The following is a 15,759-nucleotide window of genomic DNA, read 5'->3' as shown; positions in this document are numbered from 1 at the left end:
AGGCGTAGATTAGCATGGATATTCCAGAGCAAAATGACACGTTTGAACAACAACCTAATAGTGACGTTGATGAACAATCAGCGTCATTTAAAAAGACATTCGACAGTTTAGAGACACTATTAGGCAGTAAAATAATCAAGCTAATCGCCTCAAAAAATTTAGTTGTTGCTGAGGCTAAACTTAGCCTCAGCGCTATTTTATTATCATTTGCTATTAGCTTAACCTTAGTAGTGATTACAGCAATGGTATGGATGCTATTAAACATCGGGCTTGGTTTACTCATTTACCATATGAGTTTGTCCCTAAGCGTCCCTATTATATTGTTATTAATAATCAATGCTGGATTAGCATGGTGGTTGTTTAAGCAATTGAAAAGCATATGGAAATTAGTTGGATTCCGTTCAACGATCACTGAAGTAATAAGTGAAAACACCTAGCTACTAGCAACTAATCATAATTAACAGCTAACAAGTTACTCGTACTAGTTAACTACTAATGAATAACAACTAATAAGTAACCAGTATTAGTGAACCGTGCGCAACATCTAACGCTTATCAGATAAAAGAGCTTAACTCATAACGAGTAAAAGATAGCAGGTAAAGAGTATGAAATTTATTATTCAAGATGAAATAAATGCAGTACAGCAAACACAACAAGAGTATCTCAACGCATGCATTTTAGATAAGCAAGCCACCCTAGACGCCAAAGATAATGTCAATACGTTATTAGCCTCAAAACAAGGTCTGATGGCTTCCTTTGGTGCCGGTTTTGCAAAGGGTATGGTTAGCCAACCCAATACATCGTCTAAATCAATGTTACCCAGTTTAATACAACTGTTAATGAAGCTATAAACAACTTTTTTAATCAATTTATTAATTACCTACATGAAGGAACAATTTAGTATTGTTTTTTTGGTTCTTGGGATTTTAGTTTTTGGTTATGGGTATTCGATTATGACTGTTGGGTATTAGATGACGAATTAACATTCACTTAATTGGCAGTGGCGTGTAGTCATTGAATAGCTTATCGTCCCCTTGCGTTGTTTATCGACTGCGAGTTAGCATTTACAACTCATAAAGAGGCAGTTATTGATCATGCAAACCCACTTTAGTATTAAACGTTAAAAGAATAAGTCAAAATAAGTTAGCCATTTAATCATTACATTGTACTATCGCTCTCTGACACCACAGTGAACACTTGGGTCTGCTAATAGTAAATGATTAAGCACTGTTATTTAATTTATAACCTGCTTAATAACGATTAATAAATACGTGATCGTTATATTTACTTTCTAATTAACCGCTGTTTTTAAGGCACACAGTAAAAAATATTATGGATAATCAACAACAAAAATACAGTATCGAGACAACTGACTATCAGGTCGGTCAAGATAACCTTCAAAAATGGGGATTTGATATTCATAACCCTGTTTTTGGTACCAGTGCAGGGCTTATTTTCCTATTCATTGCAATGACTTTACTTGTCGAACCAGGCACCGCTAAAGAAGCATTAAATAGTGTTAAAAATAGCATTATGAAAGAATTTGATGTGCTCTTTATGTGGGCGACTAACTTCTTCTTACTCTTCTCATTAGTACTAATGGTTTCTCCATTAGGTAAAATTCGCATTGGCGGTAAAGACGCTAAATCCGAATACTCAACACCTTCATGGTTAGCCATGTTATTTGCGGCAGGGATGGGTATAGGTCTCCTTTTTTGGGGAGTTGCTGAACCAACGGCTTACTTTACTGATTGGTGGGGAACGCCATTTAACGTCGAACCTTATACGCCTGAAGCGAGATCTCTCGCGATGGGTGCAACCATTTTCCATTGGGGTATTCACGGCTGGGCTATCTATGCAATTGTCGCATTATCGTTAGCCTTTTTTGCTTACAATAAAGGCCTCCCTTTATCCATTCGTTCTGTCTTCTTCCCTATATTTGGTGATAGAGCATGGGGTTGGTTAGGGCATATTGTCGATATTCTTGCTGTATTAGCAACCTTATTCGGTTTAGCCACGTCCTTAGGATTAGGAGCGCAACAAGCAACTAGTGGTATCAACCATGTATTTGGTACCGATGGCGGCCTTGGCATGCAATTCATTGTGATTGCTTTTGTTACTTTTATTGCAATTTTATCGATTATTCGTGGTATCGAAGGCGGTGTAAAAGTACTGAGTAATATCAATATGATGTTTGCATTTGCACTGCTTTTATTTGTTGCCTATGTTGGTTTCGATATTATTGTTGTGACTATACCAGACACCTTTATCGCTTATGCTGAGAATATTATTGCATTAAGTAATCCGCACGGTCGTGATGATACGACCTGGATGCAAGGCTGGACTGTCTTCTACTGGGCTTGGTGGATTTCATGGTCACCATTTGTTGGTATGTTTATCGCCCGTATTTCTAAAGGCCGTACTGTTCGTCAATTTCTATTTTGCGTGATTTTTGTGCCGACATTTATGACCATTATTTGGATGGCTATTTTTGGTGGTATTGCTATTGATCAAGTGATTAACAAAGTCGGTGAATTAGGTGCTAACGGTTTAACAGATATCTCATTAACTTTATTCCATGTCTATGACTCGTTACCTTTTGGTGATGCCATTTCTGTATTATCAATTGTATTGATTCTGATCTTCTTTGTCACCTCTTCTGATTCTGGTTCCTTAGTTATCGATAGCATTACTGCTGGCGGTAAAATTGATGCACCGGTGCCACAACGTATTTTCTGGGCAACAACTGAAGGTGCTATTGCCGCGGTGATGCTGTGGATTGGTGGTAAAGAAGCGCTGCAGGCATTACAGTCAGGAGTTGTCGCAACGGCTTTACCATTTACTTTTGTATTGTTAATTATGTGTGTGAGTCTGATCAAAGGCTTAAATAGTGAACGTGCTTTATACAAGTAACGTTCACAAGTTAATCGCTGCTAATGCAAAGCTCCTGTTGCTCTATCGCGATTAGTTTAAAATATTAGCGCAAGCCCATACTAACCACTAGCAATGAAATTAAGTACTATCAATGAAGATCTTGATAGTACTTTCCTTTTACATCATTTTTCTCCCAGATTACTTTTCTATAGAGTACTTTTCTACAAAGTACTGGGCTTTATAGCGCACTACACTGTTACACTGCTATTTTTATTCCCTATCAGCAAAATAGCCATTCATTTTTTCATTTTAGTCAATAGCAACAGCAATACTCGAAATTAATATAACTGCACCACACAACAGCGTAGGATAGTGACTATAACTCCTTAAGTCATGAGCATTCCATGTCAATTACTACCTCAGATGAAAGCATTACCCGCGCCCTTTTAATTGCGATCCGCACACCCGATGTGACCCAACAAGAAGTTGATGAGTCTTTATCTGAATTGGGGCGCCTAGTAAATACATTAGGTTTTGAAGTAGTTGGTAGTAAAACCCAACGACAAAAATCAACTAAAAAGTTATCGGTATTAGGCTCAGGGAAATTAGAAGAGCTTGCCTCATTAACTAACGACAGTGAGTTGATAGAAGACGATGAAGATCAGAGAGAGTTGGAAAGTATTGATTTTGACCAAGATGAACTGAACCAATTATTGGCAACAGACGATATAAAAAAACAAGCCAATGTCGTTGTATTTGACTGTGAATTGAGCCCGAATCAATTACATAATGTTGAGGCGGCATTAGGCGTAGAGGTTTACGATCGTACGCGTATCATCATCGAAATTTTCAGCAAACATGCACGTACTCGAACAGCTAAACTGCAAGTAGAAATAGCACGACTTAATTATTTAACACCACGAGTACGCGATGAAAATAGCGGAGACCGAGAACGCCAAAAAGGCCGTTGGATAGGTGAAACAGCCTTTGAGATCAACCGTCGTCGTATTCGGGATAAAATTGCAGACTTAAAGAAAGAACTAAAGAAATTACAAAAAGAGATGCAGGGTCGACGCAGTGGCCGTATCGAGCAATTATGTGTGGCATTAGTTGGTTACACGAATGCGGGGAAATCCTCTCTGATGCGAGCCCTTACTGATTCTGAAGTATTAGTTGAAGACAAGCTTTTTGCGACTTTAGATACTACCGTAAGAACCTTACAGCCAGTGACTCAACCACGAATTCTAATCTCCGATACCGTTGGTTTTATTAAAAAATTACCGCATGATTTAGTCGCGTCTTTTCACTCTACTTTAGAGGAAGCCAAAGAAGCCTCTTTATTACTGTATGTGGTTGATGCATCGGATCCACTTTTCGAATCACAATTAGCGGTTGTTGACCAAGTGCTTGCAGAACTTGATGTTGATTTTAGTAACAAATTATTACTTTTGAACAAAGTGGATTGTTTAACTGAAGATCAGCAGTTAACCTTATTAACACAATATCCAAACGCGTTACAAATAAGCACTCGTGATAAAAAAGATGTTGCCATGGTGCATCAAGAAATTCAGAACTTTTTAGAGAAAAAGATGTGTGCGGCTTGCTTTAGTATTCCTTATACCGCGACCGGTATTATGGGTGAAATTCACAGCAAAATGCAGGTAACTGATGAGCAATACAATGAAGATGGTGTTCGCATAACTTTAAAAGCGAGCCCCATTGCACTAGAACGTTTACATAAAATGTTACAAACATCCTCATTTTAAACATGTTTAACTGAGTGCTTTGCAATATAAGTAGCAGTTTCATAAGTAGCAGTTGCCGCTCATCAGTAGTCAGTATTACTTGAAGCCTTTCCATTTGCCTATTAACAATAGGTAGCAATATGATTAGCAACATAGTTTGATGCTAATGCGAATAGGTACAATAGAGATACTATAAACCATCACTTAGCTGTGTTTATGTATTGTTTAAGCTATCTCTGATTTACGTTTAAGTGTTGCTGAAGTTACACTTCAAATATATTTAAACGGTGAAATAGTCAGTATCTTTTTTCAAACGTTTAGCTAGGTTTTCAAGTAATTCAGCTTGGTTAACATTGCTTTTAAGTGTTTCACTGGTTTCTCTAGACATTAAGGTGATCTCTTCCATGCCTTTGGCTACATTATCAATAGTAGCAACCTGCTCATTGGTTGCACCTACCACCTCTAATACTTTAACTAACGAATCATCAGCCTGGCGTTGGATATCATTCAATAACTCATTTGCTTGATGAGTCAGTGTTAAGCCCTTTTCTACTTGCGGTACCGTTGTTTCCATTGCCGTAACAGAGGCTTGAGTATCGCCCTGTACTTGATTAATCATGGTTTCAATTTCCCCCGTTGCCTCACCTGTTCTTAATGCCAGTTGGCGAACTTCATCGGCAACAACCGCAAAACCTCTACCAGTTTCACCAGCTCGGGCAGCTTCAATAGCTGCATTTAAAGCTAAAAGATTAGTTTGATCGGAAATACCGCGAATAACGTTAATAATTTCGCCAATTTCACGAGCTCTTTCTTGTAATACGTTAACTTGTGTCACCGTCGCTTTCACAGTACTTGAAATTTTTTCAATTTCAGTAGCAACATTTTGAACTGCTTCTCGGCCTCGTTTTGATAGCTCTACCGTGGCTTGAGAATTACTTTCAGTTTGCTTCACGGTATCAACGACATTGTGAATACTGTAACTCATTAAGTCCAAATCATCTTTAGCATGATTGGTTTGCACAACTTGTTTATCAGCAGCATTTAATGCTTGTAAAGAACCAGCAGTTACTGATATTGCACGTTCAGATAACTCTGTCGAGGAAGCCACAATGCTATTCACAGTTGTTTTTAATTGCTGTTGCATCAAACCAACCGATGCCAACATGCTATTTGGACAACATGAGTTGATCTGTCCCGTAAGATCTCCTTTTGAAATTCTGGCCACAACTTTAGCTGCTTCCTGAGGATCTCCGCCCACTGATTGCCTCACTTGGAAACTAATTCGGTAAGCAACTGCTAAACCGATCGCTATCGCAATGCTGGTTAATATAATCATCCAATTTTGAAATGAGCTTGCCACTTCTCGGACTTCTTTAGTGGCCTGCTGATTCACCGCTTCTTGATAATCAATAAATTCGTTGATAATACCAAGCCATTCAACAAATGCGCCTCTCGCTTGATTCAATAACAGATCATTTGCTAATGCAAGGTTGCCACTTTGTTTAGCGGCGATCACTTGCTCTATTAACGGCATGGTTTTCTGTTCAATTTGATTAATTGAAGTGTAAATACGTTTTTCTTCTGCGCTAACATGTTCAGATGACATTTGTGAGCGCATCGCCACTGCAGATACTTGATAAAATTTATCCAGTTTTTGTATATTAGCAATATCGTTATTCAGTTCACTTTCGGTCCTTGCAAACACAACATCTCGAACGGCAATAGCACGATCATGAACACTACCACGGAAATTAATAGCGTAACGTTGTTTAACTGAATTAACATCTGTCATTTCGGTGATCTTAGCATCGATAAAATTAACGCGGAATGTGCTGATAACTGTCAAAATTAACATCATTAAAAGAACGACGCCAAAACCAATAATTAAACGTAAATTGATAGTCATATAGTTTTACTCAGAAAATGGAAAGAAGTGAATGATTTTAATCGCTTTAGCCTAGTGTGGAATTCAAGATATCGCCATTAAATATTAAAAATAATAACAAAAGTAGTACTTATGAAGTTATCCGCATAAGGTATTAATCAAAAAAAGCTTTATTTACAATGTGAGAGCAGGATAAACGTGGAGTGTAATCATCGGATAAAACGTATGTTATATCGATTACATGAAATAAGTGATCTAAATTTTGCTTAGAAAAAATGACTTAGCTCAAGGCTAAAATCAAGCTAAATGCTTGTTCTAAATATGAAAGTCACAACAAAGAAATAAGTTATTTTAACAAGTAAAATAGATCAATAATTAGTGTGATTAATGGTATTAGTCAGTCTCTATATTTATAAACCAAATAAATGCGAGGTACATCGCCATTAAGATGGGATTAATTTATTTCAGTAAATTATCGTATCTATAGTTAATATTGATACGATAATTTAACCAATAACCCCACGTAGATAGCAGTCACATATCGCAGTACTATCTAGGTGTGGGTTATTTCTCTTCTGATGGTAAGAAGTCTTTAATAATTTCATATAAACGAGGTCGTTGTGCTGAAATTTCCTGCGCGCTCAAACCTTCAAGTGAATGCGGGTATTTTAACCAAGCATTAGTTTCATGAATATAATAATCAGGAACACGATCCGTTAAATTACGAGAAGGTTTGTAATAAGGAACAGCAACTCTTACATCTTCAGGCATGTTAAGTCTTGTTTTTCTTTGTAGCTCTTGAATAATCGCCTCAATAGAGCGACCCGTATCAAAAACATCATCTACCAATAGTAATTTATCGTGATGTTGTAAGTTTTTAACTAAATAATTCAAACCATGCACACGTACTTCTTTTTGTTGTTGATCGATGGCAGCAGCATAAGAAGAGGTTCTGATAGCAATATGATCCGATTGAGTTCCGTGTACGGCTAAGAACTCCTGCACCGCAATACCAATTGGCGCCCCACCACGCCAGATAGCAACAATAAAAGTAGGTTTAAACTCGCTATCTAAAATTTTACGCGCTAAAGCATAGGAATCTTCTAATAGGGTTTGTGCGGTTAAATACTGTTTGTCTGACATGTTATTTCCCAGTAAAACATTTAAAGATAGTGCCACTAAAGATTGAATTAAAATCTTGTTTATGTTCTAATTTTTCGATTAATTATTTTGTAAATTTAACACATTAAGTTGGTAATTTCTTGGCTAAATACAGTGAAAAAATCTTTTTAGATGAAGACACGCTAATCGAAGAATCCTTTCAATTAGCAACGCAAATTATGGCAAGTGATTTTAAGCCGACCTTTATTGTTGGCTTATGGCGCGGAGGTAGTTCGGTAGGTATCTATGTGCAGGAATGTTTGCAAACACTAGGTGTCAAAACCGATCATATCTCTATCCGTACTTCCTATGGTGGTTTTGATAGTTATCATGATCAAGATAGTGTCAACCAACCCATCCATGTGCATGGTTTAACTTACTTAGTAAAACAGTTAAATGCTGATGATAAATTACTGATTGTAGATGATATGTATCGCTCAGGTAAAAATGCTGATGCCGTGATCAACGAGCTTAAAGTCAGACTCAAGCGAAACATGCCTTCTGATGTCCGTATTGCAACTGTTTGGAAAAAAGCATCATTACCGGAAAATATAGGCCCAGACTACTTTGTCAATCAGACAGATGATTGGGTTGTATTTCCCTATGAGTTACAAGGGTTATCACTTGAAGAGATAAAAACTCATAAATCATTTGCTTTTAACCATATAGACACTAAATCATTTGTTAAAAGTTAATTAATGAAGCATTAATAAACAGTATTAATAATCAAACATTAATAACAGCTTACTAAAGGACTAATATAATATGGGTCCTTTTTTATTTGTTGAATTGACAGCGTTTAGTAAAACTTTCATATTCAATCGACTGTATTAACTACCTATTCTAAGTTCTAAGCTTTACCTTTTAGCACCTTTACAGACATACATTTGCTGATCTGCCTCTGATAATAATAGGTCTATGGAGCTATGTTTATTAAGATTAAACTCAACAAAACCCATTGAAAACGAAACATTACAGCGCATTTCACTTTGTTGCAGGTGGTCTAAAAGCGACAGCTTAAAGTTCACCATTATTTTTTGTGCATCTTGCTGTGAAGCATTATTTAAAAGCAACACAAACTCATCCCCGGCAAGTCGAGCAACAATATCTGAATCACGAAACGAGCAATTTAAGAAAGCAGCAAATGAATGTAATATTTTATCTCCAACCTCATGCCCAAAGTTATCATTAATAAGCTTAAAATCATCTAAATCTAAATAAACAAGTGTACAAGTAACTCAATCTCTTACGCTTAGATTTAAACTATTTTGAGCTAAAGAGATAAAACCACGTCTATTTAATATACCAGTTAGTTCATCATGGGTGGCCATTTGTAATGCAGAAAGCTCTTGTTCAACGGTTGCCGCTAAATCTTTTAATGCTGCAATATCTTGATCATCAAAGTCTCTTATTCGATTGTCCGCAATACATAAAGTACCAAGTCTGTAGCCCCCGACTACTAAGGGGCATCCCGCATAAAACTCAACATTAGGAACATCAATAACAAAAGGGTTATCAATAAAACGATGATCGCTGCTTGCAGAAGGAACGACTAAGACTTCACTATCAAGAATAGTATGCCCACAAAATGAAATATCACGCGACGCTTCAGTTGCCTCAAGACCAATACAAGACTTAAACCATTGTCTATTTTCATCAACCAAAGTGACTAATGCAATGGGCACATTAAACATATGCTTAGCCATTCTCGTTAACCTGTCGAAACGTTCTTCAGCAGGAGTATCTAAGATGCGCAGGCCGCAAAGCACTTCAAGTCGATTTATCTCATTAAATGGAATATCTGGCTGTATCATTAAATAATCCTAAAAGTAAGTTAAGTCATTAACTAAGTTAGTTCCCCTAAGGAAAATTATAAATACAAACTAAGAAAGCTAAAACATAGACTTAAACTCGAAACAAAAAAAATACCTCTTACGAGGAGCAACAGTGACTGTATTCTAGCAACAATGATAAAAAAATTATCAAAAACGTTATTTTGTTATCATTAACGTGATTTAAAGCATAGTTACAAACTTTAGCTATAACTTTAAAATATCAAATATTTTCAGTTTAAAAGTAACAATACAACGGTCTCTTTAGCCGTTTTATAACACCGAAAGTAGTGAGAAGATAAATAGGCAGGTATTGGCTAACGATTAGATGTGACAGGTAAATATTGATAGAGCTATATCTTCGATTTCTCTTTATATACTTGAACAATAAAATAATAAGGGCTAGTTGCGAAAGACGGCCTCATTCTTTGAATGGATCCCTCATTGATTGATAACGTTCGAAGACCGTCTTAAAGACTACGTTTAAAAACCGCAGTTACACAGAATTATTTGCAGGGTCTTAATTAACTATTTCTCTTCTTACAGTGATACATATTATCGTCTCCCTCAGATAACAAATCCTCAATGGAATGATGTTTTTCAGGATCAAATTCTACTAACCCAAATGAAAACGAAACAGGAAATAGCGTTTTCTGTTGTCGGTGAAATTTATCGATGTAACCTATAAATTTTTCAATGACTTTCTCTGCTTCATTTTGAGCGGTATAATTTAATAATAAAATAAATTCATCACCAGCTAATCTTGCAAGTATATCTGACTCTCTAAAATGGCTATTTAACAGTTGTGAAAAAGAACTTAAAATATTATCCCCTTCCGCATGGCCAAAGTTATCGTTAATATGTTTAAACTCATTTAAGTCTAAATAAGCTAATGTCACCGGAAATCTATTTCTTGCACTCAGATTCAAACAATGTTGAGCAAGAGATAAAAAACCTCTTCGATTTAATAACCCTGTCAGTTCATCGTGTGTAGCAATTTCCAATATAGAAAGCTCTAATTCCACCGTCGCAGCAAGGTCTTTTAGTGAATCAATATCATCTTGCTCAAAGTCTCGAGGTTGATGATCTGAAATACACACGGCACCAATCCTATATCCATTCACGACTACCGGGCAGCCAGCATAAAATTGGATATTAGCCTCACCAGTGACAAAGGGATTATCAAAGAAACGCTGGTCCAAACTGGTATCAGGAATCACTAATACCTCACTATCTAAAATGGTATGAGCACAAAATGAAATCTCACGAGAGGTTTCTTTAATATCGATGCCAGCACAAGATTTAAACCACTGACGGTCCTCGTCAATTAAACTCACAATGGCAATCGGTGCATTAAACATTTTTTTTGCCATGCGAGTAATGCGATCAAAACGTTCCTCATTAGGTGTATCTAACACCCCTAGAGATTGTAGTGTTTGTAATCGTTTTTTTTCATTAAGTGGAATATCTGTTTGTTTCATTAAATAGTCCTGAAAATAAGTTAATTAATTCACAATCTCAAGGCAACATTAGTAATCGCTATAGATTAGCTAAAGGTAATCTGAATAATAAAGATAGACTGAAACTGACCACCTATAAAGGAAAAACAAGAAAAATTACAATTATGTACCAAAGTTATAACAAAATAAAGAAAACCAAAATACGCTTATTGAAAGACCTGATCAGTAAAAACTGTTTCGATTCAAAAGAATAAAGTTTGGTTTAGTTAAAATTAAATTTGCCACCATTTAAATGGGCAAAGTTAGACGGTGAAGTTGCATGTGAAAGGGGCTTTTGTGGACAGCTATTAATTTAATAAAAAGAGTCAAAGCAATTGATAAATAAACCAGACTCTTTTCATTAATGAGGAGGTAAAATAGACAAATAATCAGCACGATGAACATTGCTTATCATTGCTATAATATGGGTATAACACGGGCTACTTAAAGCGGATCAATACATCCATTTTAGTTGACATGGTTGCGCTCAGTGTTTGTTTATTGTCAGTCGCTAAAATCACCATACCGTTATGCTTTGCGATATTTTTGAATAAATTATTAAGGTCAAAACCACTATCACGTTCGTGTGAATTTTTTACGTCTGTTTTTTTATCAAATAACAAATCAGATTTTTCAAACAACAATATATTGCGGCTATTTCGTGCATCAGCAAATAACACATCAACTTGTTCTGGTGTTGCTTTATCGTTAATCGCAGTAGAATGTTGTACTGCACTTTTTGTGATCGCAGTTAACTCTGCTGTCACCGCCTCTAAATCTGCCTCATTTGCACCATTAAAGGTAATCAAAAAACGGGTTTTATGGTTTATAACCTGAGGCATATCATTTAAAAAACGGTGATAACTTTTGCTCTGGTAATCTACTATTAACATTTATAATCCTATTTACATTGTCATTTTTTCTGCGCTTAGTTTAACAGCTTATTAGCTCAAAAGTTCAGCTCTATTTACCAGTGTTTACTATATTTTAGCGATGACTAAAATAAACAACGGCCTTTTTAACGCTCTAATGCTTAAATAAATACAACATTTACCTATCATCTTTTTCTAGATTACTTTTCTGCAAGCTTTCATAAGAAGCGGTTATCTCTTTTTGCCTTTCTGGATAAGCTGTTAATAACGCCTTTAAGACGATATTAGCCTGCTCTTTTTCACCTTTCTCTAAATGTAATGCTATTATTTTCAGCCCTTCGATTATTGACGATGGTTGATTATTTTCAATTACTTTAGCTTGGGGCAATGAACTATCTTGGAGCCCTTGTAACGCCTCTGCTGATGCTTGTTGTTTTTGCTGAGACATTTTTTTGGATTGCATCATCATGCTATGATTTTCTTTCTGTTGCGAGTGTATCGCAGCTTCAATTTCTTCGCTTTGTTGCATTTGGCTATCTAGCATTTCACTTTCTAACCTTTCACTGCCTATTTGTTGTTCATCGTAACTCGCCGTATCATGCGGCGGTGCAAAGCTTCGTACCGGCGGCTGATTTTGTAAGTACAATACAGCAACAAAAACAAGTGAAGCAGCTGTTGAAAGCAGCCCATACCATGTTTTATAAAGTGGTTTTTTACGAGAAAATGTCTTCTTAGCCTGAATTTTTGTAGGAAGCGCCACGACATCTTGTGTAGAAGGTTTATCACTGCTCGCATTAACATCACTCTCTTCAACCGTTAACGTAGCGCTATTGTTGTTATTAAATGTGCTGTTAGTATGCTTCTCACTATGACTATGTTGAACGTGAGCAATATTGGCTTGTTTTTCTGCCGATGCTAAAATGCACTGATCCAATGCATCGCTTGGTTGCTCTGTTGCTCCTTGATGATAAAGGGAATTCAGATCATGATCTGTCATCTTATCACTCATAAAATTTCCCCATGTTATGCTTTACACAATGCTTTAACTTATTGATGCTATAACGAATTCGACTTTTAATATTTTCACTCGTCTCACCGACTAATTGTGCGATTTCATTTAAAGTAAAACCTGATTCATGCTTAAGTAAAAAAGCTTCTTTTTGTTCTCGAGGTAATTGTTGTAAACACCACTTTAATTGCACAGCTTGTTGCTTCGACTCTAATTCATCATCGACATTCGGTTGATTTTTGTCGGCTAAAAACCCCGCTTTAACATCCTCTACACCTTGCTCGTCATTATCATTATTATGCACTTCCCTATTGCAATGATGACGCACTGAGTGGGCTTGACCTTTCTCTTGTACTTGCTCAATACTAGCCAAAAACACTTTTTTCTCAGAGGCATGACGACGGTAATGATCTATTAGCTCATTATGGGCGATTCGATATAACCAGGTACTAAATTTACTTTCAGCTTGGTAACTGGGACTAGCTTCGATCAGTTTATTCCAGACATCTTGATACAACTCTTCAGCCAATTCAGGTGTTGCTGTTTGACGTAAGAAATATCGATAAAGACTATTTTTATGGCGAAAGTACAGTTCACTAAAAGCCTGTACATCGCCCTGCGCATATTGCAGCATGAGTATTTCGTCTGCTATCCCTGTCATAATATCCTTAATATCTTAATACTCGCGCTCTTTTATTGGTGTGCTTTATCAGTGATTTTATTGCAACGCACTGGCGGTTCTCACAAGCTGAATAAATTCAGCGCGATAGCCAAAAGGATCTTCACCTTTGCTCTCTACCGCTAAATTAATAACATCTTGATACTGCCATTGCCCTGTGTATTTTGCACCTTTTAATAATTGAGCAAAACCTGCCACTGCACTCGCAAACTTAAAATCATCACTTTGTTTAGTTACTTTATCCACCACCATCACAGGCTGGCTAATTAACTGACTAACATCACTATTAGGTTGTTTATAACGTACTTTTACATAAGCTAATTCTTGGTCATTTAAATGATCTGTTGACGTTTCTGTTAATGCATTGGTTTGGTAACGCGATTCATCTATGTACTTATTATCAGTCTTCGCTAAGGTGATTTCATATAAGGCAGTGACAGTATGCCCCGCGCCGTGCTCTGCGGCATCAACGTTATCATTATTAAAATCCTCATTGGCCAATAAGCGATTTTGATAACCAATTAATCGATATTCAGCAACCTGTTGCGGATTAAACTCTACTTGAATTTTGACATCTTTAGCAATAATTTGCATGGTGCTACTTATCTCATCCACTAACACTTTTCGGGCTTCATTAATATTATCAATATAGGCATGTTGGCCATTACCAATATTGGCAAGTTGCTCCATTAAGGCATCATTATAATTTCCCTGCCCAAAACCTAACGTTGTTAACGCAATACCTGTATCACGTTTCTGGGCAATCATTTCTTTCAACTTATCTATAGATTGAGTACCGACATTAAAATCACCATCAGTGGCTAAAATCACTCGATTAACGCCCCCCTCTTTAAAGTTTTCTTGCGCTATTTGATAAGCAAGCTCAATACCTTGTGCTCCGTTCGTTGAACCACCTGCAGCTAATTTATTAAGTGCGTTAGTAATTGTTTGTTGATCATTACCAGCCGTCGCAGGCAATACCACACCCGCTGCGCCAGCATAAACAACAATAGCGACGGAGTCATTTTCATCAAGTTGCTTGGTCAACATGGTTAAACTTGTTTTAAGCAGCGGTAATTTATCGGCTGCATTCATTGAACCAGAGACATCCAATAAAAATACTAAATTTGCCGCTTTTAAGTCTGCTTTTGCTATTTCAAACCCTTTAATCCCTATTTTTAATAACTGTCTTTGGTTATTCCAAGGTGCATTTGCAACTTCACTGTGCACTTTAAAAGGAGTATCAATACGTTCTGGTGTACTGTACTGGTAGTTAAAATAATTAATAAATGCCTCTTCACGAACTGCATCCTTAGGTGGAAGTTGCCCATGATTGATAAAGCGGCGCATATTACTATAACTACCACTATCTACATCTACAGAGAAGGTTGATAGTGGATTGCTATTAACTTGTTTCACTGGATTTGATAATGATACGGAGTAGTTTTCAGTATTCATTTTTTCAGCTGCAACGGGTGGTTCAATAACCCGCGATGAAACAGGTGCGCTTGAAAGCGCGGCATAATTTAACTGTTTTGACTGCATACGAGATTGTTTTTGCAGTTGCTGACTAACTTGACGATCGGCCATCATTTCCTGCTCAAGCAACTCAGTGTGTACTTCTTTTTCGCTTCCCTGAAGCGGCTCTATATTGGTTTGATTGCATGCCGTTAATCCACATAAAATAGCAGTACTTAATAGTGTTAAACGATATTTTTCAACTCGCAGCACAACACCCCGCTTCATGCTCTGATTAATACTCTGCGTTGATTGCTTCGATTCTTGCTGAAAATCTTGCTTAGCATTTTGCTTCATTTCTTGATTCGCTTTTTGCTGTAAGTTACTGCTCATGATGTCACCTTTTTTATCTCAATTTAGAGTAGAAATTTTTTATTTAACGAATTGTATAGAGCGTTAAATAAAGCCTTGTTATTGATATAAACGGATGACATGCAAAAGTGGGGTTAAAAAAGTTAAATTATTTTTCTTCTACATTTTTATGCATCGTAACTATACCTCGTAACATTGCATCCTAATTATGCCTCGTAACTGTGCATCCTAGTTATGCATCGTGATAACGTAATTATTTAACTTATCCCCCTATTATATTTTTAGTGAATAGCGTTTAATGAACCGGTTTAAATAACTCATTAAATAATGTCTAAAATTAACAGTCATCATTAATGAGCTTAAAACCAGCCCC

Annotated in this window: 13 protein-coding genes and 1 pseudogene; 5 read left to right on the top strand and 9 right to left on the bottom strand. The window is 36.5% G+C overall.

Annotated elements, in window-relative coordinates; all coding sequences use genetic code 11:
• Nucleotides 1-14 precede the first annotated feature (14 nt).
• The 4 genes from H592_RS0115680 (at nt 15) to hflX (ending at nt 4,640) form a co-directional block, all read left to right on the top strand.
• Nucleotides 15-437, top strand: coding sequence for a hypothetical protein (locus H592_RS0115680; RefSeq protein ID WP_028869599.1), 423 nt, complete (start codon nt 15-17; stop codon nt 435-437).
• 168 nt (nt 438-605) lie between these two features.
• The gene (locus H592_RS0115675) at nt 606-851 is read left to right on the top strand and encodes a hypothetical protein (protein ID WP_028869598.1); all 246 of its coding nucleotides are present in this window, start codon (nt 606-608) and stop codon (nt 849-851) included.
• 481 nt (nt 852-1,332) lie between these two features.
• The gene (locus tag H592_RS0115670) at nt 1,333-2,913 is read left to right on the top strand and encodes a BCCT family transporter (RefSeq protein WP_028869597.1); all 1,581 of its coding nucleotides are present in this window, start codon (nt 1,333-1,335) and stop codon (nt 2,911-2,913) included.
• Between the two features lie 365 nt (nt 2,914-3,278).
• Nucleotides 3,279-4,640, top strand: coding sequence for a GTPase HflX (gene hflX / locus H592_RS0115665; RefSeq protein WP_028869596.1), 1,362 nt, complete (start codon nt 3,279-3,281; stop codon nt 4,638-4,640).
• A 259-nt stretch (nt 4,641-4,899) separates the two neighbouring features.
• On the opposite strand, the gene H592_RS0115660 is transcribed toward hflX, so the two are convergent.
• Both H592_RS0115660 and H592_RS0115655 read right to left on the bottom strand, forming a co-directional pair.
• A complete protein-coding gene (locus H592_RS0115660) occupies nt 4,900-6,525 on the bottom strand; it encodes a methyl-accepting chemotaxis protein (RefSeq protein WP_028869595.1) in 1,626 nt (541 codons plus the stop codon).
• A gap of 543 nt (nt 6,526-7,068) precedes the next feature.
• On the bottom strand, nt 7,069-7,647 hold the full coding sequence (locus tag H592_RS0115655) for a phosphoribosyltransferase (protein WP_028869594.1): 579 nt from the start codon (nt 7,645-7,647) through the stop codon (nt 7,069-7,071).
• 119 nt (nt 7,648-7,766) lie between these two features.
• Between H592_RS0115655 and H592_RS0115650 the strand changes: the two genes are divergently transcribed.
• A complete protein-coding gene (locus tag H592_RS0115650) occupies nt 7,767-8,360 on the top strand; it encodes a phosphoribosyltransferase (RefSeq protein WP_028869593.1) in 594 nt (197 codons plus the stop codon).
• Nucleotides 8,361-8,522: 162 nt separating this feature from the next.
• Here H592_RS0115650 and H592_RS24680 read toward each other — a convergent pair.
• The 7 genes and pseudogenes from H592_RS24680 to H592_RS22535 all read right to left on the bottom strand — a co-directional run.
• A pseudogene (locus H592_RS24680) lies at nt 8,523-8,885 on the bottom strand (GGDEF domain-containing protein); the annotation flags it as partial.
• 18 nt (nt 8,886-8,903) lie between these two features.
• Nucleotides 8,904-9,479 (bottom strand): GAF domain-containing protein, encoded by a 576-nt coding sequence (locus H592_RS24675; RefSeq protein WP_245600439.1) that lies wholly within the window; start codon nt 9,477-9,479, stop codon nt 8,904-8,906.
• 542 nt (nt 9,480-10,021) lie between these two features.
• Complete coding sequence (locus H592_RS0115640) at nt 10,022-10,978, bottom strand: sensor domain-containing diguanylate cyclase (protein WP_028869592.1); 957 nt, start codon at nt 10,976-10,978, stop codon at nt 10,022-10,024.
• Nucleotides 10,979-11,436: 458 nt separating this feature from the next.
• Nucleotides 11,437-11,889 carry a hypothetical protein gene (locus tag H592_RS0115635; protein ID WP_028869591.1) on the bottom strand — a complete coding sequence of 151 codons (453 nt, stop codon included), beginning with the start codon at nt 11,887-11,889 and terminating at the stop codon, nt 11,437-11,439.
• A 157-nt stretch (nt 11,890-12,046) separates the two neighbouring features.
• Complete coding sequence (locus H592_RS0115630; RefSeq protein ID WP_028869590.1) at nt 12,047-12,877, bottom strand: hypothetical protein; 831 nt, start codon at nt 12,875-12,877, stop codon at nt 12,047-12,049.
• Nucleotides 12,870-13,538, bottom strand: a complete 669-nt coding sequence (locus H592_RS0115625; RefSeq protein WP_037071964.1) for a sigma-70 family RNA polymerase sigma factor — start codon at nt 13,536-13,538, stop codon at nt 12,870-12,872. The genes H592_RS0115630 and H592_RS0115625 overlap by 8 nt, the downstream gene beginning before the upstream one ends.
• A 57-nt stretch (nt 13,539-13,595) precedes the next feature.
• Nucleotides 13,596-15,407, bottom strand: a complete 1,812-nt coding sequence (locus H592_RS22535; RefSeq protein ID WP_084296304.1) for a vWA domain-containing protein — start codon at nt 15,405-15,407, stop codon at nt 13,596-13,598.
• Nucleotides 15,408-15,759: the final 352 nt, after the last annotated feature.

It is taken from the genome of Psychromonas arctica DSM 14288 (genome assembly GCF_000482725.1).
Classification (GTDB): Bacteria; Pseudomonadota; Gammaproteobacteria; order Enterobacterales; family Psychromonadaceae; genus Psychromonas; species Psychromonas arctica.
This window is presented reverse-complemented; position numbering and strand designations above follow the sequence as displayed.

Excerpts from the sequence above, each read along its gene's own strand:
- H592_RS0115630 (WP_028869590.1), bottom strand. The coding sequence starts at position 12,877 with ATGAGTGATAAGATGACAGATCATGATCTGAATTCCCTTTATCATCAA.
- H592_RS0115660 (WP_028869595.1), bottom strand. The coding sequence starts at position 6,525 with ATGACTATCAATTTACGTTTAATTATTGGTTTTGGCGTCGTTCTTTTA.
- H592_RS24675 (WP_245600439.1), bottom strand. The coding sequence starts at position 9,479 with ATGATACAGCCAGATATTCCATTTAATGAGATAAATCGACTTGAAGTG.
- H592_RS22535 (WP_084296304.1), bottom strand. The coding sequence starts at position 15,407 with ATGAGCAGTAACTTACAGCAAAAAGCGAATCAAGAAATGAAGCAAAAT.
- H592_RS0115675 (WP_028869598.1), top strand. The coding sequence starts at position 606 with ATGAAATTTATTATTCAAGATGAAATAAATGCAGTACAGCAAACACAA.
- hflX (WP_028869596.1), top strand. The coding sequence starts at position 3,279 with ATGTCAATTACTACCTCAGATGAAAGCATTACCCGCGCCCTTTTAATT.
- H592_RS0115625 (WP_037071964.1), bottom strand. The coding sequence starts at position 13,538 with ATGACAGGGATAGCAGACGAAATACTCATGCTGCAATATGCGCAGGGC.
- H592_RS0115655 (WP_028869594.1), bottom strand. The coding sequence starts at position 7,647 with ATGTCAGACAAACAGTATTTAACCGCACAAACCCTATTAGAAGATTCC.
- H592_RS0115680 (WP_028869599.1), top strand. The coding sequence starts at position 15 with ATGGATATTCCAGAGCAAAATGACACGTTTGAACAACAACCTAATAGT.
- H592_RS0115670 (WP_028869597.1), top strand. The coding sequence starts at position 1,333 with ATGGATAATCAACAACAAAAATACAGTATCGAGACAACTGACTATCAG.
- H592_RS0115640 (WP_028869592.1), bottom strand. The coding sequence starts at position 10,978 with ATGAAACAAACAGATATTCCACTTAATGAAAAAAAACGATTACAAACA.
- H592_RS0115635 (WP_028869591.1), bottom strand. The coding sequence starts at position 11,889 with ATGTTAATAGTAGATTACCAGAGCAAAAGTTATCACCGTTTTTTAAAT.